The sequence below is a fragment of the Martinezella tropici genome (assembly GCF_003287875.1).
Classification (GTDB): Bacteria; Pseudomonadota; Alphaproteobacteria; order Rhizobiales; family Rhizobiaceae; genus Rhizobium; species Rhizobium tropici_C.
Genome location: NZ_QMKK01000017.1, coordinates 1 through 14885, shown reverse-complemented (window position 1 = coordinate 14885; position 14885 = coordinate 1). Strand labels below are relative to the sequence as shown.

Genomic DNA, 14885 nt, shown 5'->3' with positions numbered 1-14885 from the left:
CCCACCGCGGAGATTTTCCGCGGTGGTCTGATCATCTCCGCCGCTTACTGCGCCTGCCAGGCGTACCACTTCTTGCCGATGGCATCCCGGTTCGCGGCCCAGTAATTCATGTCGGCATTGACCTGACTGGCGGTCTGCTGGTCGGGCAATGTCTTGGCTATCTCAGGGTCCATGAGTTTCGCCGCACCGAGGTTGGTCGGCGCATATCCGGTGGCCTTGGCCAGATCGGCCTGCGACTGTGCCGAGGTCGCGAGCGCGATGAACTTCATCGCCGTTTCGAGATTCGGCGCACCCTTCGGGATGACAAGGGAATCCGCTGCCGTGATGTTCTGGCTCCAGGAGGTCTCCGTCTTGACGCCGCTATTGGCAAGCGCGGTCATGCGGCCATTCCAGAGACTGCCGAAAGGCGCTTCGGCCGACGCCAGCAGCTGCTGCGATTGCGCGCCGCTCGACCACCAGACAATATCGGATTTGATCGTATCGAGCTTCTTGAAGGCACGATCGAGATCGAGCGGATAAAGCTTGTCGGCGGGAACGCCATCGGCCAAGAGCGCCGCTTCGATGACGCCCGGCGCGGACCATTTGTAGAAGGTCCGCTTGCCGGGGAATTTCTTCGTGTCAAAGAGATCAGCCCAGGTCTTCGGGCAGGCGCTGACCGCATCGGCGTTGCAGCCGATGACAAAGGAATAATAGAAGCTACCGACGGAGTAGTCGCTGACGAAACGCGGATCGAGCTTGGACTTGTCGATGACGGAAAAGTCGAGCTTTTCAAGCAGACCCGCCTTGCCGGCTTGCGCGGCATAATCACCCTCGACGTCGACGACGTCCCAGCTGACCTGGCCGGCTTCGACCATCGCTTTCAGCTTGCCATAATCAGTCGGGCCGTCCTGCATGACGCCGATGTTGGTCTTTGCCGTGAACTGGTTGGCCCAGGCGACCTTCTGTGCATCCTGCGTCGTTCCTCCCCAGCTCGTAAAGACCATTGTCTCGGCCTTGGCGGGCATGGATGCTGCTATCATTGCGGCAAAGGCCGCGAGTGCAATTCTTGCTTTCATGTTCCCTTGTCCTTGTTTTTAAGTTCTTAGAGGCATGCCTTACGCGCCTGCCCGTTCATTCCAATGGGGAGAAACCGGTGGGCTTCATAATCTTGTTTTCCGCTTGTTCGATCAGGTCGCGGATCTTTGGCAGGAAAGCCTGCCATTCGGGGTCCGCCGCCAGCTGCCTGCGCCGCGCCTCGCGATCGTCGAGGCTTGAATAGGCCCAGATGTGCACGATCTCGTTGAGCACCCCGATTTCCGAATGGAAATAACCGACAAGATTGCCGAGATGCGCCTTCTGGATAGCAATCCCTTCCTCTTCGACGGCCTTCAGATATTGCGGGATCATGCCGTTCTTCAGCCTGTAGGTGCGGATCTCGTAAAACATCGGCTTCACCTCATGACGAAGGGATCGGGGATCGGGTCATCGGACGTCCGCAGCCAGATGGTCTTGGTGCGCGTGTAGTCGAGCGCGGCCACAAGACCGCCTTCCCTACCATGACCGGAAAGGCCGAAGCCGCCGAACGGCGCGATCGGCGATACCGCGCGGTAGGTGTTGACCCAGACGACACCGGCGCGGATGCCCTTCATCAGGCGATGGGCACGCGTGAGGTTCTGGGTGAAGACACCGGATGCCAGGCCGTAGCGGGTGTCGTTTGCAAGCCTCAGCGCTTCCGCCTCGGTCTCGAACGAAACAACCGACAGAACCGGCCCGAAGAATTCCTCGGCCAATGACGGCGAGTTGACACCATCGCAATCCAGGATCGTCGGCGGGAAATAGTAACCCACGCCGTCGGGCTTTTGCCCGCCGGTGATGAGCCGAGCACCGCTCCTGATGGATGTCTCGACGAGCGCGGCCACATGATCCTGTTGTCTCCTGGTGGCGAGCGGACCGACCTCGGTTGCCATGTCAAGCGGTGAGCCGATGCGGATTGCTTCGGCCTTGCGCTTGAGGATCGACAGAAATGCCTCCTTGACGCTGGCCTCGACGATCAGCCGCGAGCCGGCAACGCAGCTTTGGCCCGTTGCTGCGAAAATGCCGGCAACCTGCGCATTGGCGGCACTTTCGAGATCGGCATCGGCAAAGACGATGAAGGGCGATTTTCCCCCGAGCTCCAACGATGTCGAGGCAAGGTTTTCGGCCGAGTTACGGATGACGTGGCGCGCGGTCTCCGGCCCGCCGGTAAAGGCGATATGCGCGACCTTGGGGTGCCGCCCAAGTGCCGCACCGCAGGAAGGTCCGAAGCCGGTGATGATGTTGACGACGCCGGCCGGAAAGCCGGCTTCGTGGACCAGGCGCGCGAATTCCAGCGAGGGCGCAGGGCCATCCTCCGACGCCTTGACGACCATCGTGCAGCCGGCGGCGAGCGCCGGGCCGATCTTCACCGCCGAGAGAAAAAGCTGGCTATTCCAGGGCACGACCATGGCGACGACGCCGACCGGCTCGCGGCGCAGCCAGACATCCATGTCCGGTTTGTCGATCGGCAGATAGGAGCCCTCGATCTTGTCGGCAATACCGGCATAGTAGCGATAATAGTCGGCGACATAGGCGATCTGCGCCGAGGTCTCGCGGATGATCTTGCCGGTGTCTCGTGTCTCCAGTTCGGCAAGTTTCTGCGCATTGGCCGCGACGAGGTCCGAAAGCCTGTAGAGAAGCTTGCCACGCTGCGTCGCCGTCATCTTTGCCCAGGGGGCTGCGTAAAGCGCCTTCTCGGCGGCATCGACGGCGCGGTCGACATCGGCCTCCCGCGCTTCTGGCATTTCTGCCCAGACGTCGCCGGTCGCGGGATCGATACTCTGGAAGCGGGCTTCTCCATCCAGAAATTCGCCGTCGATGTAATACTGGAAGCGCTGCATGGCGTTCACTCCTGAAATGCCGGCATGACCTCGGCGATGAAGCGTTCGAGCGATGCCTTCTTACGCTCGAACGACATGCCGGTGTCGATCCAGAAGGAATATTCGTCGTAGCCCATCGCCTGATAGGCCTTCAGTCGGGCAATCACGGTTTGGGCATCGCCAACGACATTGTTGCTGCGCATGACCGCATCCGACAACATGGCATTGGCACGAATATCCTGTTCCGGAATGCGTTCGATCAGGCCCTGATGGACCGGCTTCTCGTTCTTGAACCAGGCGAAGAAGTAGTTGTAATAGACGCTGAGCTCATGGGCGGCCCGCGCGATGTCATCCTCGGACGAGCCGACATAGGTGTGGCGGAGGAGCATGATCTTCGGTCGCTCGATGTCCGGGTTCTTGGCGCAGGCGTCGTTGAACCGCCCCATCAGCGCCTCGACTTCATCGTCACCCTGCCAGAGCGGCGTCACCTGGACATTGCAGCCATTGGCGACGGCGAATTCATGCGAATTCGGGTCGCGCGCGGCAACCCAGATCGGCGGATTGGGCTCCTGCAGCGGCTTTGGCGCCGAGGTGGTCGACGGGAATTTGAAGAACTCGCCCTCATGGGCGTAATCCCCCTGCCAGATACCTCTAACGGCTGGGATCAGCTCGCGCATGCGCTGGCCGGCACCCCAGGCGTCGAGACCAGGCAGCAACCGTTCATATTCGAAGGAATAGGCGCCACGGGCAATGCCGATATCGAGCCTGCCGTCACAGATGATGTCGGCCATGGCGGCTTCGCCGGCAAGCTTGATCGGGTGCCAGAAAGGCGCGATCACCGTTCCTGTTCCGAGCCTTGCCCGCGATGTCCGCCGCGCCAGATCGGCGATCGTCACGAACGGATTGGGTGCGATGGTAAAATCCATCCCGTGATGCTCGCCCGTCCAGATCGCGTGCATGCCGCCCTTGTCGGCGATCTCGCAGAGCGCGACGAACTCCTCATAGAGGCTCTTATGCGTCTGGCTCGCGTCGAGGCGCTCCATGTGAACGAAGAGAGAAAATTTCATGCCCGCACCGCCTTTCCGGAAACCGGTCGCACCATGCCGGAGGTCTCGTCGCCAAAATAGACCCCGAAATTGCCGATCTGGCTTTCCAGCGCGAATCGGGAGACGATATCGGCCGTGGAGCTGGTCTTGAAATGCGCAGTCTTGAGCGCATCCGGCTTGAGGAACCGGCCCTTGCGCGGCTCACCTTGTGAAGCAAAGGCCCGATAGACGATGTGATGCTTGCCATCGCTCCTGCCTTCATAGACGGAATAGAGAAAGCCAACGGTCACGGTAAGGCCGGTCAGCGTCTGTAAATACTGACCGAGAATATCGGCGGGGCTGCCCTCCCTGCCCTCGCAATTCGGAAGAGCCAGAACATCGTCCCCGAGCAGCAGGATCTCACCGTCGCGCTCGAGAACGGCACCCAGCTCGATATTGCCCTCCGCCGCAGCGGAGACCGCCTTGCTCGCCAGGATCGGCGTGAAATAGCCGCCACGGGCATAGCCCAGCCCATTGCGGCCGCTATTGTCGAACGAGACGATACGTCCCATCAGGACAACGTGATCGCCTGCTTCGATCACTTCGCTCATGGCACATTCGAACCAGGCGGCGACATCGGCGAGGATCGGACAGCCATACGCCCCGGAAGTCCACTCGACGGCGGCGAACCGGTTTTCAACGGGTCGGGCAAAGGTGTTGGAGACGGCCTTCTGCGTCTCCGAGAGCACATTGATGGCAAAGTGCTTCGCGCTCGTCATGGCCGCAAAATTACGCGAGGTCTTGGCGAGGCAAACAAGAAGAAGGGGCGGCTCAAGCGATACCGACGTGAAGGAATTCGCCGTAAAGCCGATCGGCAGACCAGCCTGATCGCGCGCGGTGACGACCGTCACGCCCGTCGGAAACGCGCCGAAGGCGTCGCGCAGCGCCCTTGGATCGAAATCTTGTGCCGTCATCTTGCGTCCTCCCCGCATGAAAGCCACTCGGCAAGCAGCTCATTGACGATATCTGGCGCGGTCAGGTTCACCATATGGCGGTGCCCTTCGACGATCCGTGCCCAGCCTTTGGGTGCCGCCGCGGCCATCTCCTCCGCCATCCGCGGCGTCGAGTTCGGATCGTCGGATCCCGTCAGGAACAAGGCCGGCGCCCCGACATCCGGCCAGCGATCGGCATAGGTCTCATCGCCACCGGCGAAAGCCGCATAGGCCGTGGCATAGGCTTTCGGATCGACAAGGCTCAACCAGTTCCGCGTGAGTTCCCGCGCGATTCCACTTCGAGCATCATCGCCGAACCAACGCAGCAGCGGGCCTTCCTTGTCGACACCTGAAATCGGTATCGCGGCTGCGCGTGCGAGCACGGCCGCCTTGGCCTCGGGATCGCGCCGATAGACGCCATTGAGATAGGCGACCCTCTTGATCCGCTCTCCGAAGCTTGCGGCCGCCCCTCCGGCAACGAGCGCGCCCATCGAATGGCCGGCGATATTGACCTCACTGAACGCCATCTCATCGAGAAAGCCGCCGAACCAGGCGACAAAGGCTTCCAGCTTGCTGCCCGGAGGCAAACCAACGCTTTCCCCATGACCCGGCATATCGACGGCGATGACGCGATGGCTTCTGGAAAAAGCCTCGATCTGTGGCGTCCAGGCTTCAAGCCGCATGCCGACACCATGGATCAGCACCAGCGGCTCGCCTTTGCCGACTTCATGATAGGCTGTGCCGCGCGCCGTGTGCTTGCGAGGCAAACCTCCCACATTCAGAAGATCGGCCTTGTTCTGATCCATCGTTTCCATCGCCGGCATCCAGATGCCCGATCTCTTAAACGCCGGCCGGATTGGAGACGTCCTGTCCCAGATCCTTAAGATCCTGATAGCGATCGCCGATGCGATGATGCGGCCGACCACCGATCGAGGCACCAAGCGCAATGACGATTTCGTCGGCGGCCGGTGCATCGGGTATCGACGTCTGGATTGTCAGGTAATGCGAGCGGCGACCTTCATCATTCTTGTCCATGAGCGGGATCATGATCGGCGCATTGGCCGGTCCGCGCGTGTTGCAGAAGGCGAGATAGGATTTGGCGCCGACGGCATGGCGATAATGATTGCCGAAGCGAAGAGTGTGGATCAGCGCGGATGCATGCTCGATCTCGCCGTCGAGACCGACGACGGCGGATTTGCCATAAGCTTCGACGGCCTCGCCCGATCCGACCGCATCGATGATCATCGTGGTGAGCAGTTCGCCGAGAACGGGTGCCGCGGCATGAATCTCGGGCTTCAGATCCGCGACGAAGCCGCGACCAGCCCAAGGGTTTTTGACGATCGCGCATGCCGAGAAGAGCTTCAACGGCGTGGCCGCCGCCCTGCCCCCTTCAACAAGCGTCGTTTCGATCTGCAGGACGGTTTTTCGGATCTGAAGGTTCATGGCTCGCTCTCATCTAAAATTACATATGATGGTATGCCATAATACATTGCTGTCAAGCGGCTTTGAACGAACGAACCCGAAAGTCGTGTCGATTTCAAAATTAAATCATATATAACAATGGCTTGGCGACACTCAGAACAGCGCTTGCGCAGGCGCTGCCTGTTCATTACACATCACCAGTTACCCATGGTCCGCTTTTGTATTAGTTATTATGGTCTACCATCACCTCGAACGCGAAAATGAGTCAATCCGCGTCGACGGCCAAACGACAATTTGATGAGGTCGAATACCGCCGACGGTGCGGTACGTTTTGAGCCAGGCTTCGGGGAAACCGATCGGGTTCAAACCTGCCGCACGATGGCGCCGATCGCGTTGACGAGAACACGCGCGGCGGTCACGGCCGACAGGCCATCGATGTCGGCGGGAGGATAAAACTCCACCAAATCGAAGCCGGCGATCCTTGCCCGCCTGCCAAGGCCGGCAATCAGGTCGATGACCTCGGTATAGATGAGGCCGCCGGGTGTCCGCGCCGCAACTCCCGGCATGATGCTGGGATCGATGCTGTCACAATCCAGGGTGACGACAACACGCGCTCCCTCCGGAATATGCCGGAGAGCCGCGGCCACTCCCTCAGCATGGATCTCGCGGGCGGTCACGAAACGGCTACCGTAACGCTGCGCGGCTTCGATCTCTTCGGGCCGGGCACTTCCGACACTGCGAAGGCCAACTTGCACCATCCCGGCGACATGCGGCATTTCGCTTGCCCGCCGCATCGGGCTCGAATAGCCGTAACGCTCGCCATGCAATTCATCGCGCCAGTCGACATGGGCATCGATCTGCAGGACCCAGACCGGTCCGTGATCGGCAAAGCCTGCGATAAACGGCATGGTGACGGAACAGTCGCCGCCGAGCAGGATCGGCACGGCCTGCAATGCCAGCACCTCGCGCGTCTTAGCCTCGATCCGGGCTCGGTTTCCGGCATTGTCATGCATGGTGGTTTCGATGTCGCCCGCATCGATGCAACTGGGCGGTCTGCCATCGAACAGCGGGCCGCCAAGATCGAAATCCCAGTGATCGATCAGCGCCGCGTCCGCCTGGCTTGCAGCACGGATGGTGCCGGCCGCCAGCGCATGGCCGCTGCTATCCTTGCCGGCATAGGTGCTGCCGTGACCGGCAGCGAAGATGACCGCGCGCGGTATGCGCCCCTCATCCAAACGATCTGGAAGGCCGAGAAAGGAAAGAGAGTTGGTCATTTCGCATCAGCCTCGACGATGTTTTTCCCGGAACACGGGTAGTGGCACGAAGATCAGTCGGCCGGTTGGCGATCGGAAAGCACGGCCTGGGCGATGGCACTGGCGCTTGCGACATGTTCCATCGCCGCCCGATAGGCGCCTTCGCCGTCACCGCGCCGGATAGCATCGACGATGCGCGCCATCTGTGCTGGCCCCTGAACGTCACGATCCCTGGTCTTGATCGTCATGGAACGCAGATGATTGATGCGCACCGTCAGTAGATTGACGACGCCCCATGCCACGTGGCGGTCGACGCTGCTGAACAGCGTCTGATAGAAAGAGGATGTGTGAGCAAGCACGCCGGCCATGTCCTTGCCGCGATAGCTCTGCCTTATGTCTTCGAGCGACTTGTCCAGGGCATCGGCGATCGCGGGATTGTTTTGCTCGGCGCAAAGCCGCGCCGCCATCCCTTCCAGTGCTGCGCGGATCTCGTAGATCTGTTTGGCTTCGTCGTGATTGAGCTGGGCGACGATCGGCCCCTTGTTCGGGAGATTGGCGACAAGGCCTTCGGATTCGAGATGGCGCAGAACCTCGCGAACGATGGTGCGGCTGACACCGAGCTGGGCACAGAGATCGCGCTCCACCAGCCGATCTCCCGGCCGGAAATAACCATTGACGATCGCTTCTCGTACCTTGTCGAGCGCAAGTTCACGCAGCGTCTTGGCCGGACGTTCCACGCGAATTGCAGTGCTAAGCCCATCGTCATTCATTTTCCAACCCTCGGCTTCGGATACCATAATATGGCGTACCAAAATCATCCATTCCCGCAATGAAGTCAATGCAGCAGAGCGCCCGACAGTCAGAGCAACGCTTGTTCGTGAATGCCTAAATGCTCCTTCAGCACCTTCTTATGGTCGACACCGATTACGAGATATCGCTGTTCTCCGGCCATTATCACGTGGTCGACGAAGCAGTGGAGGCAAACATCCGGCAATATGCGCGCAGCGGCATCCGGATTATCTTTCTGGATGTATGCGCCAATCTCAACAAGCGGTCGCAGCGCTCTCCTCGTGCAGCAAATATGCTTTTCGCTCATGATTGATGAGCAGACCTGGTGTATTTTCGGATAACTTTCGTCATTTCTTCATCGGTCACGAATTCGCCTCGCTTGGCTTCAGCCAATCCGGCTTCGACTTCAGCAATTTGCCACTCTTCACGAGCAACATAATCCTCGATTTGCTGGGCTGCCATATCAGAGCGCGAGCGATCAAGCGTCTCCGCGATCTGGTCGTGTTTACTAGCCGTCTTGTCTGAAACACGCACGTTGAATGCGGCCATAACACCCACCCTTTCTTAGCTCAGTAAGATTATCTGTGAACCGTCAAGGTTCAGCATGAACTCACATCAAAGCGCCCGAGAGGGCTTACACAAAAAAACGCAAATGGCTTTGATTGGTCTTGAAGGGTTTTGAACCAGCGATCCGCGCGCTTAATGCGCTGAGCGATTGAAAACCCGATCTGTTGATTACGGTGCGTTGTTTGGAGCGTAATCCAGTTTATGGAACCAACAGTCGACATTACGAAGTTGTTTGAGGCTGGGTCGCTTGTCACCACGGGGCGAGTATTTTGCGCCCCCATTTTCAGCGATTTATTCGGCCCACAGGCTAAATGCGTCGATCCCAGTGCATGGCGGGTATGCAATGGAGGTGAGATCGTAGCGGTGAGGGCTGAAGATCGCATTGATTTGGTCAAGGGCCGACAGGAAGCGTTGCGCCTGACGAGGCGATTTGAACCACCCCATGATGTTGTCGCGTTTCGGGTCGACCGGTGTAAGTTTTCAATTCTGTTGTTCAGACCGTTATGCGCCTGATGATCGGCGTCCGCCGCCAAGATCTACACAGGCTTGGCGTAGCTGCCAAGCTTATCTGTCACGACGATGCGCGGCTCGCAAAATTGCCTGACCAGTCTGGAGAAGAGGCGCTCGTCTGCCTTGGTGGTGCGGCGCCGCTGAACCAAGATGTCGAGCACATCGCCGTCAGCATTGATCGCTCCTCAGAGCCAGAACTTCTGTCCGCCGATCGCAATCACGGCCTCATATATACGCCACTTGCCATCGGGCTTGCGGCTGTCCCTGCGAATGCGGGTGACAAAGTGGCGGCCAATGCGATTAATCTATACACAAACAGTTTTCCAGCTGACGATCACACCGCGTTCGGCAAGCAGGTCTTCTACATCCGCCATGCTCAGCAAAAAACCGGTGATCGTCCCACCCCATATGTTCAGCAATCTCACGCGGAAAGCGAAACCCCTTCAACCGCGGAAGAGGCTTGGAAACTTCATTGCGCCTCGGCACCTGATGCACCGGCTTCAACGAGCCGGGCAGTATCAGACGGATAAGTGCAATGTGATCCACTCTCGTTTATAGCTCGGCAAACGCCGAAGAAAGAAGAGCACCGCCATTACCGCCTTTCGAGACGTCCCGCTTGACCAGTGCCGCATCTCCCGTGACCATGTCAGAATAGAAAAGTGTTAAAGCACGAGATCGTTACCTCGCTTTGCTATATCACTCGTCCGTTATCCTGGATCAATCCGCCAGGTGGCCGCTGAGGTGGAATAAAAAAATGAAGCCAACATTCCAGAATATCGCGCGCCTCGCGGGTGTCGGAACGGCAACGGTCGAGCGGGTGCTGAACGGGCGCGGAGGAGTGCGTCCCGCCCTTGTGGAGAAGGTCACCGCCGCTGCACGTGCACTCGACTATCCGAAGCGGCTGCCGGATCTCCATCGCGGTATCGTGCGTATCGATGTCCTTCTCATGCGACCTGAGACGACGTTCTACTCCCGGCTCGCGCAGGCCTTCGGGCGAGGTGCCGCTTTGCTCGATTCAACGATTGCGGTGCATCGCACCTTCCTGGATGAGCAAGATTCACTCATGATTGCGGATTGGATCGCAAGACCTAAGGAAAAACGTGCCGGCCTAATTGTCGCTGCACCGGACCAATCGGAGGTCCGCGCCGCGCTTCGTTCGGTCGAGGCTGAAGGCGTTCCGGTCATCCAGATCGTCACGCGGGCAGAAAACGTCGAGGCTAACTATGTCGGGATCGACAACTACGCCGCCGGGCGAAGCGCTGGCCTATTTATCTCAAGAATGCAGCCGCACGACGGTACGGTCGTCGCGCTCTGTCACAGCCAGATATACCAGGTTCACCGCGATCGCATTCGCGGTTTCTCCGACTATTTCGCGGAGCGCCCGCGCGACGGAATGGAATTTGTCGCTGTTCTTTTTGGGCAGGACGAGGCCGTCCGCAGCGCAGAAATGCTGGTAGAGGCGCTCAACGTGTGGCCGGACCTAGTGGGCTTCTACAATGCGGGGGGCGCCAATTCCTCGCTCGCATCGGTCCTGCGCAAGCACCCACGCGGCCGGGACATCTTCTTCGTCGGCCATGAACTTACCGAGCGAAGTGCAACCGCCTTACGCGAAGGTGTCATGTCCGTGGTCCTGGACCAGGCGCCAGAGGCTCAGGCGCGCCGCGCGCTTGATCTGATGCTCGCCCGCCTCGGCCTTGTCAGCGAGCCCGTCGCCAACGATCCGATCCGGTTCGTTACAATCACTCGGGAAAATCTCTGATACCGCTTGATCTGATTTGATCAGAAAACTAGCGGCGGATGTTCCACCTCCATCCTATGATCGCCCCATAAATCGAGGGGAGATCTGATGACAAGACGCATCACGGTCCATGATCTGCAGAGCCAAAAAGGCTCGCGCAAGTGGCTTCAGCTGCATGTTGACAACGCTGAGGAAGCCGCCGCAGCGGTGGAGTGCGGGATCACCATCCTGTCCTGCGAACCGGATCACCATCTCGAAACCATTCGCTCGGCCGTGCCGTTCGCCTTCTTGTCGGTGGGCATGCCTCACGGTGCCGTTTCATCGCAGGAAGAAGCAATCCGTCTCGGTTTTCAGATGTTGAAGCGTGGTGCAGACTCCGTCTATTGTTCGCATTCTCCCTATTTCATCGAGGCGATGGCGCGGGAAGGCATACCGGTTACCGGTCATGTCGGGCTCGTGCCAAACCGCGCCACATGGACAAATTTCCGAGCGATCGGCAGGACACCGGAGGAAGCGCTGCGTGTGCTACGCGCCGTGAAAGATCTCGAGAATGCAGGCGCCGCAGCGATCGAGGTCGAAGTGGTGCCAGTGCGCCTGGCCGACTATATCACCCGCAACACACCGATGATCACCATGGGGATGGGCTGCGGTTCGGCCTGCGACACGCAATATCTCTTCTCGTCGGGCGTGCTTGGCACGCATGCGGACCACTATCCCCGTCATGCCAAACGATACGCCGATTTCGTCGCCCTCACGGCCGAGTTGCAGAGGAAACGCGTTGAAGCTTTCCGCGCCTTTGCTGCCGATGTCGCCAGCGGCGCCTACCCCGAAACGAAGCATCAGGTGGACATGGATGACACCGCCTTCGAACGCTTCTCCACTCTCGCCCAATCAATCTGACGGAGACCCCGATGGATGACCTCAGCTTTGGCAAACGTAACAAACGGGGCGATTGGGCTCCCGACGGACGGATTGAGACCGCCCCCGTCTTCACCCTTCCTCCGAAGCCGGTGGCCTTCCTGAAATGGCTGCCACACTATTTCTTACCGTGGAACGTGCTCTTCGCCGCCTCCGCTGTTGCCTATTGGCATTTCATCGTGCCGGAAGCGGAGGTCCTGAAAACCTTCCACATTGCGTGGATCCTGCGGCTCTTTCTCGTCAACTGCGTTGCCGTTTTCCTGTTTTACGGTGCCTTTGAACTGCGCCTGTATATCCTTCGCACCCAGGAAAACCGCTTCAAGTACAATGGCAAGTTTCCCGGCGACAGCAAGAACCCGGCCTTCCTCTTCGATAGCCAGAATGCCGACGGCATCATCCGGACCTTCGGCACGGCTCTTCCAATCTGGACGGCACTGGAGGTCGGTATCCTCTATGCCTTCGCCAACGGGCTCGTGCCATGGGTGTCCTTCGCCGCGAAGCCTTGGTACCTGTTCGGAATCGCGCTTGTCATGCCGATTTTCCATGAGGCGCATTTCTTCGCGATTCATCGGCTGATTCACTGGGGCCCGCTTTATCGCTGGATCCATTCCGTCCACCACAACTCGGTCAATCCGTCGCCCTGGTCATCGCTGTCGATGCACCCGGTGGAGCAACTGCTCTATTTTTCCTCCGCGCTGATCCACCTTGTCATTCCATCGAATCCCATTCTTGCGATCTATCAGTTGCACTATTCCGGCTTCGGGGCAGTCGTCGGCCATCTTGGTTTCGACAAGATCGAACTGGGCGCGGAGGCAGCGATCGACAGCCATGCCTATACCCATTACCTGCATCACAAGTTTTTCGAGGTGAACTACGGCGACGGCCTTGTACCTTTCGACAAGTGGTTCGGTACCTGGCACGACGGGACCAAGGAAAGCGATGCGCGGATGCAAGCACGATATGAAAAGCGTAAGGCCCGCGCCAATGCGGCAAGCGCCGCAAAGTAACGAGGACATCATGACTAGCTGGATTCCCGCCTGCCGCCTCGACGATATCGAACAGGAAGGAGCGCGCCGCTTCGACCACTCCGGCCGAACCTATGCGCTCTATCGCTCCCCGGACGACGAGGTCTTCTGCACCGATGGGCTGTGCACTCATGAGGCTATTCACCTCGCCGATGGACTCGTCATGGACTACGAGATCGAATGCCCCAAGCATTCCGGCATTTTCGACTACCGCACAGGCGAGGCCAAGCGCCTGCCAGTATGCAAGAACCTCAACGTATACGCCGCGCGCATCGAGGATGGAACGGTGCTGGTCGAACTGCCGGGCTGAGGCATCCGGTCGGAACACGTTTTACTTTCTCTCTCTCACGCGAGGCTTGGTCATGTCCTCTTTTGTCATCGTAGGCGCCGGGGAGTGCGGCGCACGCGCAGCCTTTGCGCTGCGTGAACGGGGTTTCGACGGCACTGTCACACTTGTCGGTACCGAACCGCTCTTGCCCTATGAGCGGCCACCACTCTCTAAAGATGCCATCGTCGCGGGTGCCCAGCCGACTTTCGTTGCCGATGCCGCTCGCTTCGAGGCGGAGCGCATCCGCATAGTCACCGGCGTATCGGTGACCGCAATCGACCGGAACGGAAGAAATGTAGCGCTTTCGAACGGCTCCCGACGTCCGTACGACAAGCTTCTTCTGGCAACTGGCGCCAGTGCGCGAGAACTACCAGGGATGCCGTGTTCGAACGGCCGCATCCGCGTCCTGCGCAGCTATGGCGATGCCTCCGCCATCCGCCCGCACATGGCCGAAGGCAACCATATCGCGATCATCGGCGGCGGTTTCATCGGCTTGGAGCTTGCTGCTAGCGCCCGAAAACTGGGCGCTAGCGTCACGCTTCTCGAAAGCCTACCGCGCGTTCTTACCCGCGGCGTCCCAGCCGAAATCGCCGAGGTGGTCTGCAAGCGCCATCGCGACGCGGGCGTGGACCTTCTCTTGGGTATCAAAATAGCCGCGATCGATGAACGACCGAGTGACGTGCGCATCTCGTTGGAAGGAGGCCGGGTGATTGCGGCCAACCTTTTGGTCCTCGGTATCGGCTCGATTCCGAATGTGGCGCTCGCCGATGCAGCCGGCCTTGTCATCGACAACGGTATCGCGGTCGATCAGCATATGCAAACAAGCGATCCCGATATCTTCGCGGCCGGGGACTGTTGCTCCTTTCCGATCGGCCACTACGGTGGTCGGCGTATCCGGCTAGAGTCCTGGCGCAATGCGCATGAGCAGGGCGCGCTTGCCGCCGCCAACATGATGGGCGCACAAGAAACCAGCGCCGCTGTGCCGTGGTTCTGGTCGGACCAGTACGACCTGACGCTGCAGATCGCGGGGCTTGCCGAGGGGGCTGTAACGGCGGTTCGACGTGATCTGTCGACTGAGGCATTCATCCTCTTCCATCTTGGCGCCGATGGCCGCTTGCTTGCCGCGAGCGGCATCGGACCGGGCAACGCGATCGCTCGCGATATCCGGCTCGCCGAGATGATGATCGCCGCTGGACGCCATCCCGATCCGGCAGCGCTTGCCGCACCGGAGATCAAGCTGAAACAACTGCTCGCCGCCTGATCTCCCTCATCTTGTCAATATCAACTCGAATAGACCGCTCGATGGCGGTTCGACAGAGGATTGTCATGACCACCCATGTGCTCACAGTATCCTGCCAATCGACGCGTGGGATCGTTGCGGCGATCTCGAACTATCTGGCCGAGCAGGGCTGCAACATCGTCGATTCCAGCCAGTTCGACGATCT

At 59.5% G+C, this 14885-nt stretch carries 17 protein-coding genes and 1 pseudogene; 7 read left to right on the top strand and 11 right to left on the bottom strand.

Translation table 11 applies throughout. The annotated features are described in order from the left end of the window. Positions 1 to 44 precede the first annotated feature (44 nt). The 9 genes from DQ393_RS01955 to DQ393_RS01915 all read right to left on the bottom strand — a co-directional run bounded on the left by DQ393_RS01955 (position 45) and on the right by DQ393_RS01915 (position 8335). Positions 45 to 1055, bottom strand: a complete 1011-nt coding sequence (locus DQ393_RS01955) for an ABC transporter substrate-binding protein (protein WP_112340135.1) — start codon at positions 1053 to 1055, stop codon at positions 45 to 47. Positions 1056 to 1110: 55 nt separating this feature from the next. Beyond that, positions 1111 to 1425, bottom strand: coding sequence for an NIPSNAP family protein (locus DQ393_RS01950; protein ID WP_112340134.1), 315 nt, complete (start codon positions 1423 to 1425; stop codon positions 1111 to 1113). Positions 1426 to 1430: 5 nt separating this feature from the next. Next, the gene (locus DQ393_RS01945) at positions 1431 to 2894 is read right to left on the bottom strand and encodes an aldehyde dehydrogenase (RefSeq protein ID WP_112340133.1); all 1464 of its coding nucleotides are present in this window, start codon (positions 2892 to 2894) and stop codon (positions 1431 to 1433) included. A 5-nt stretch (positions 2895 to 2899) separates the two neighbouring features. Continuing rightward, positions 2900 to 3940: an LLM class flavin-dependent oxidoreductase gene (locus DQ393_RS01940; protein ID WP_112340132.1), complete on the bottom strand. Its 1041-nt coding sequence runs from the start codon at positions 3938 to 3940 to the stop codon at positions 2900 to 2902. Continuing rightward, positions 3937 to 4872 carry a flavin reductase family protein gene (locus DQ393_RS01935; RefSeq protein WP_112340131.1) on the bottom strand — a complete coding sequence of 312 codons (936 nt, stop codon included), beginning with the start codon at positions 4870 to 4872 and terminating at the stop codon, positions 3937 to 3939. Before DQ393_RS01935 ends, DQ393_RS01940 begins: the two co-directional genes overlap by 4 nt. Continuing rightward, positions 4869 to 5705 carry an alpha/beta fold hydrolase gene (locus DQ393_RS01930; protein ID WP_432421974.1) on the bottom strand — a complete coding sequence of 279 codons (837 nt, stop codon included), beginning with the start codon at positions 5703 to 5705 and terminating at the stop codon, positions 4869 to 4871. The genes DQ393_RS01935 and DQ393_RS01930 overlap by 4 nt, the downstream gene beginning before the upstream one ends. Positions 5706 to 5730: 25 nt before the next feature. Next, a complete protein-coding gene (locus DQ393_RS01925; protein ID WP_112340129.1) occupies positions 5731 to 6333 on the bottom strand; it encodes an amino acid synthesis family protein in 603 nt (200 codons plus the stop codon). Between the two features lie 341 nt (positions 6334 to 6674). Further along, positions 6675 to 7586, bottom strand: coding sequence for an agmatinase (locus DQ393_RS01920; protein ID WP_112340128.1), 912 nt, complete (start codon positions 7584 to 7586; stop codon positions 6675 to 6677). A gap of 53 nt (positions 7587 to 7639) precedes the next feature. Further along, on the bottom strand, positions 7640 to 8335 hold the full coding sequence (locus DQ393_RS01915) for a GntR family transcriptional regulator (protein WP_112340127.1): 696 nt from the start codon (positions 8333 to 8335) through the stop codon (positions 7640 to 7642). Positions 8336 to 8454: 119 nt separating this feature from the next. On the opposite strand from DQ393_RS01915, the gene DQ393_RS34185 reads away from it, so the two are divergent. Continuing rightward, the gene (locus DQ393_RS34185) at positions 8455 to 8667 is read left to right on the top strand and encodes a hypothetical protein (protein ID WP_183765720.1); all 213 of its coding nucleotides are present in this window, start codon (positions 8455 to 8457) and stop codon (positions 8665 to 8667) included. On the opposite strand, the gene DQ393_RS01905 is transcribed toward DQ393_RS34185, so the two are convergent. Further along, entirely contained in the window at positions 8658 to 8903 is a 246-nt protein-coding gene (locus DQ393_RS01905) for a CopG family ribbon-helix-helix protein (protein WP_112340126.1), read from the bottom strand. The genes DQ393_RS34185 and DQ393_RS01905 overlap by 10 nt on opposite strands. A 309-nt stretch (positions 8904 to 9212) precedes the next feature. Beyond that, positions 9213 to 9917, bottom strand: a pseudogene (locus tag DQ393_RS01900) (IS6 family transposase). Between the two features lie 268 nt (positions 9918 to 10185). Between DQ393_RS01900 and DQ393_RS01895 the strand changes: the two are divergent. From DQ393_RS01895 to DQ393_RS01870, 6 genes are all read left to right on the top strand, one after another. Beyond that, positions 10186 to 11190 carry a LacI family DNA-binding transcriptional regulator gene (locus DQ393_RS01895; RefSeq protein WP_112340125.1) on the top strand — a complete coding sequence of 335 codons (1005 nt, stop codon included), beginning with the start codon at positions 10186 to 10188 and terminating at the stop codon, positions 11188 to 11190. A gap of 87 nt (positions 11191 to 11277) precedes the next feature. After that, positions 11278 to 12069, top strand: coding sequence for a 3-methyl-2-oxobutanoate hydroxymethyltransferase (locus tag DQ393_RS01890; protein WP_112340124.1), 792 nt, complete (start codon positions 11278 to 11280; stop codon positions 12067 to 12069). An 11-nt stretch (positions 12070 to 12080) separates the two neighbouring features. Further along, complete coding sequence (locus DQ393_RS01885) at positions 12081 to 13094, top strand: sterol desaturase family protein (protein ID WP_112340123.1); 1014 nt, start codon at positions 12081 to 12083, stop codon at positions 13092 to 13094. 10 nt (positions 13095 to 13104) lie between these two features. Continuing rightward, a complete protein-coding gene (locus DQ393_RS01880; RefSeq protein ID WP_112340190.1) occupies positions 13105 to 13422 on the top strand; it encodes a MocE family 2Fe-2S type ferredoxin in 318 nt (105 codons plus the stop codon). 52 nt (positions 13423 to 13474) lie between these two features. Further along, positions 13475 to 14701 carry an NAD(P)/FAD-dependent oxidoreductase gene (locus DQ393_RS01875; RefSeq protein ID WP_112340122.1) on the top strand — a complete coding sequence of 409 codons (1227 nt, stop codon included), beginning with the start codon at positions 13475 to 13477 and terminating at the stop codon, positions 14699 to 14701. Positions 14702 to 14766: 65 nt separating this feature from the next. Beyond that, on the top strand, positions 14767 to 14885 hold a 119-nt coding region (locus DQ393_RS01870; protein ID WP_245430235.1), incomplete at its 3' end, for an ACT domain-containing protein.

What these genes read in the sequence shown, in the direction of transcription:
- DQ393_RS01955 (WP_112340135.1), bottom strand. Translation starts at nt 1,055, where the DNA reads ATGAAAGCAAGAATTGCACTCGCGGCCTTTGCCGCAATGATAGCAGCA.
- DQ393_RS01950 (WP_112340134.1), bottom strand. Translation starts at nt 1,425, where the DNA reads ATGTTTTACGAGATCCGCACCTACAGGCTGAAGAACGGCATGATCCCG.
- DQ393_RS01945 (WP_112340133.1), bottom strand. Translation starts at nt 2,894, where the DNA reads ATGCAGCGCTTCCAGTATTACATCGACGGCGAATTTCTGGATGGAGAA.
- DQ393_RS01940 (WP_112340132.1), bottom strand. Translation starts at nt 3,940, where the DNA reads ATGAAATTTTCTCTCTTCGTTCACATGGAGCGCCTCGACGCGAGCCAG.
- DQ393_RS01935 (WP_112340131.1), bottom strand. Translation starts at nt 4,872, where the DNA reads ATGACGGCACAAGATTTCGATCCAAGGGCGCTGCGCGACGCCTTCGGC.
- DQ393_RS01930 (WP_432421974.1), bottom strand. Translation starts at nt 5,705, where the DNA reads ATGGAAACGATGGATCAGAACAAGGCCGATCTTCTGAATGTGGGAGGT.
- DQ393_RS01925 (WP_112340129.1), bottom strand. Translation starts at nt 6,333, where the DNA reads ATGAACCTTCAGATCCGAAAAACCGTCCTGCAGATCGAAACGACGCTT.
- DQ393_RS01920 (WP_112340128.1), bottom strand. Translation starts at nt 7,586, where the DNA reads ATGACCAACTCTCTTTCCTTTCTCGGCCTTCCAGATCGTTTGGATGAG.
- DQ393_RS01915 (WP_112340127.1), bottom strand. Translation starts at nt 8,335, where the DNA reads ATGAATGACGATGGGCTTAGCACTGCAATTCGCGTGGAACGTCCGGCC.
- DQ393_RS34185 (WP_183765720.1), top strand. Translation starts at nt 8,455, where the DNA reads ATGCTCCTTCAGCACCTTCTTATGGTCGACACCGATTACGAGATATCG.
- DQ393_RS01905 (WP_112340126.1), bottom strand. Translation starts at nt 8,903, where the DNA reads ATGGCCGCATTCAACGTGCGTGTTTCAGACAAGACGGCTAGTAAACAC.
- DQ393_RS01895 (WP_112340125.1), top strand. Translation starts at nt 10,186, where the DNA reads ATGAAGCCAACATTCCAGAATATCGCGCGCCTCGCGGGTGTCGGAACG.
- DQ393_RS01890 (WP_112340124.1), top strand. Translation starts at nt 11,278, where the DNA reads ATGACAAGACGCATCACGGTCCATGATCTGCAGAGCCAAAAAGGCTCG.
- DQ393_RS01885 (WP_112340123.1), top strand. Translation starts at nt 12,081, where the DNA reads ATGGATGACCTCAGCTTTGGCAAACGTAACAAACGGGGCGATTGGGCT.
- DQ393_RS01880 (WP_112340190.1), top strand. Translation starts at nt 13,105, where the DNA reads ATGACTAGCTGGATTCCCGCCTGCCGCCTCGACGATATCGAACAGGAA.
- DQ393_RS01875 (WP_112340122.1), top strand. Translation starts at nt 13,475, where the DNA reads ATGTCCTCTTTTGTCATCGTAGGCGCCGGGGAGTGCGGCGCACGCGCA.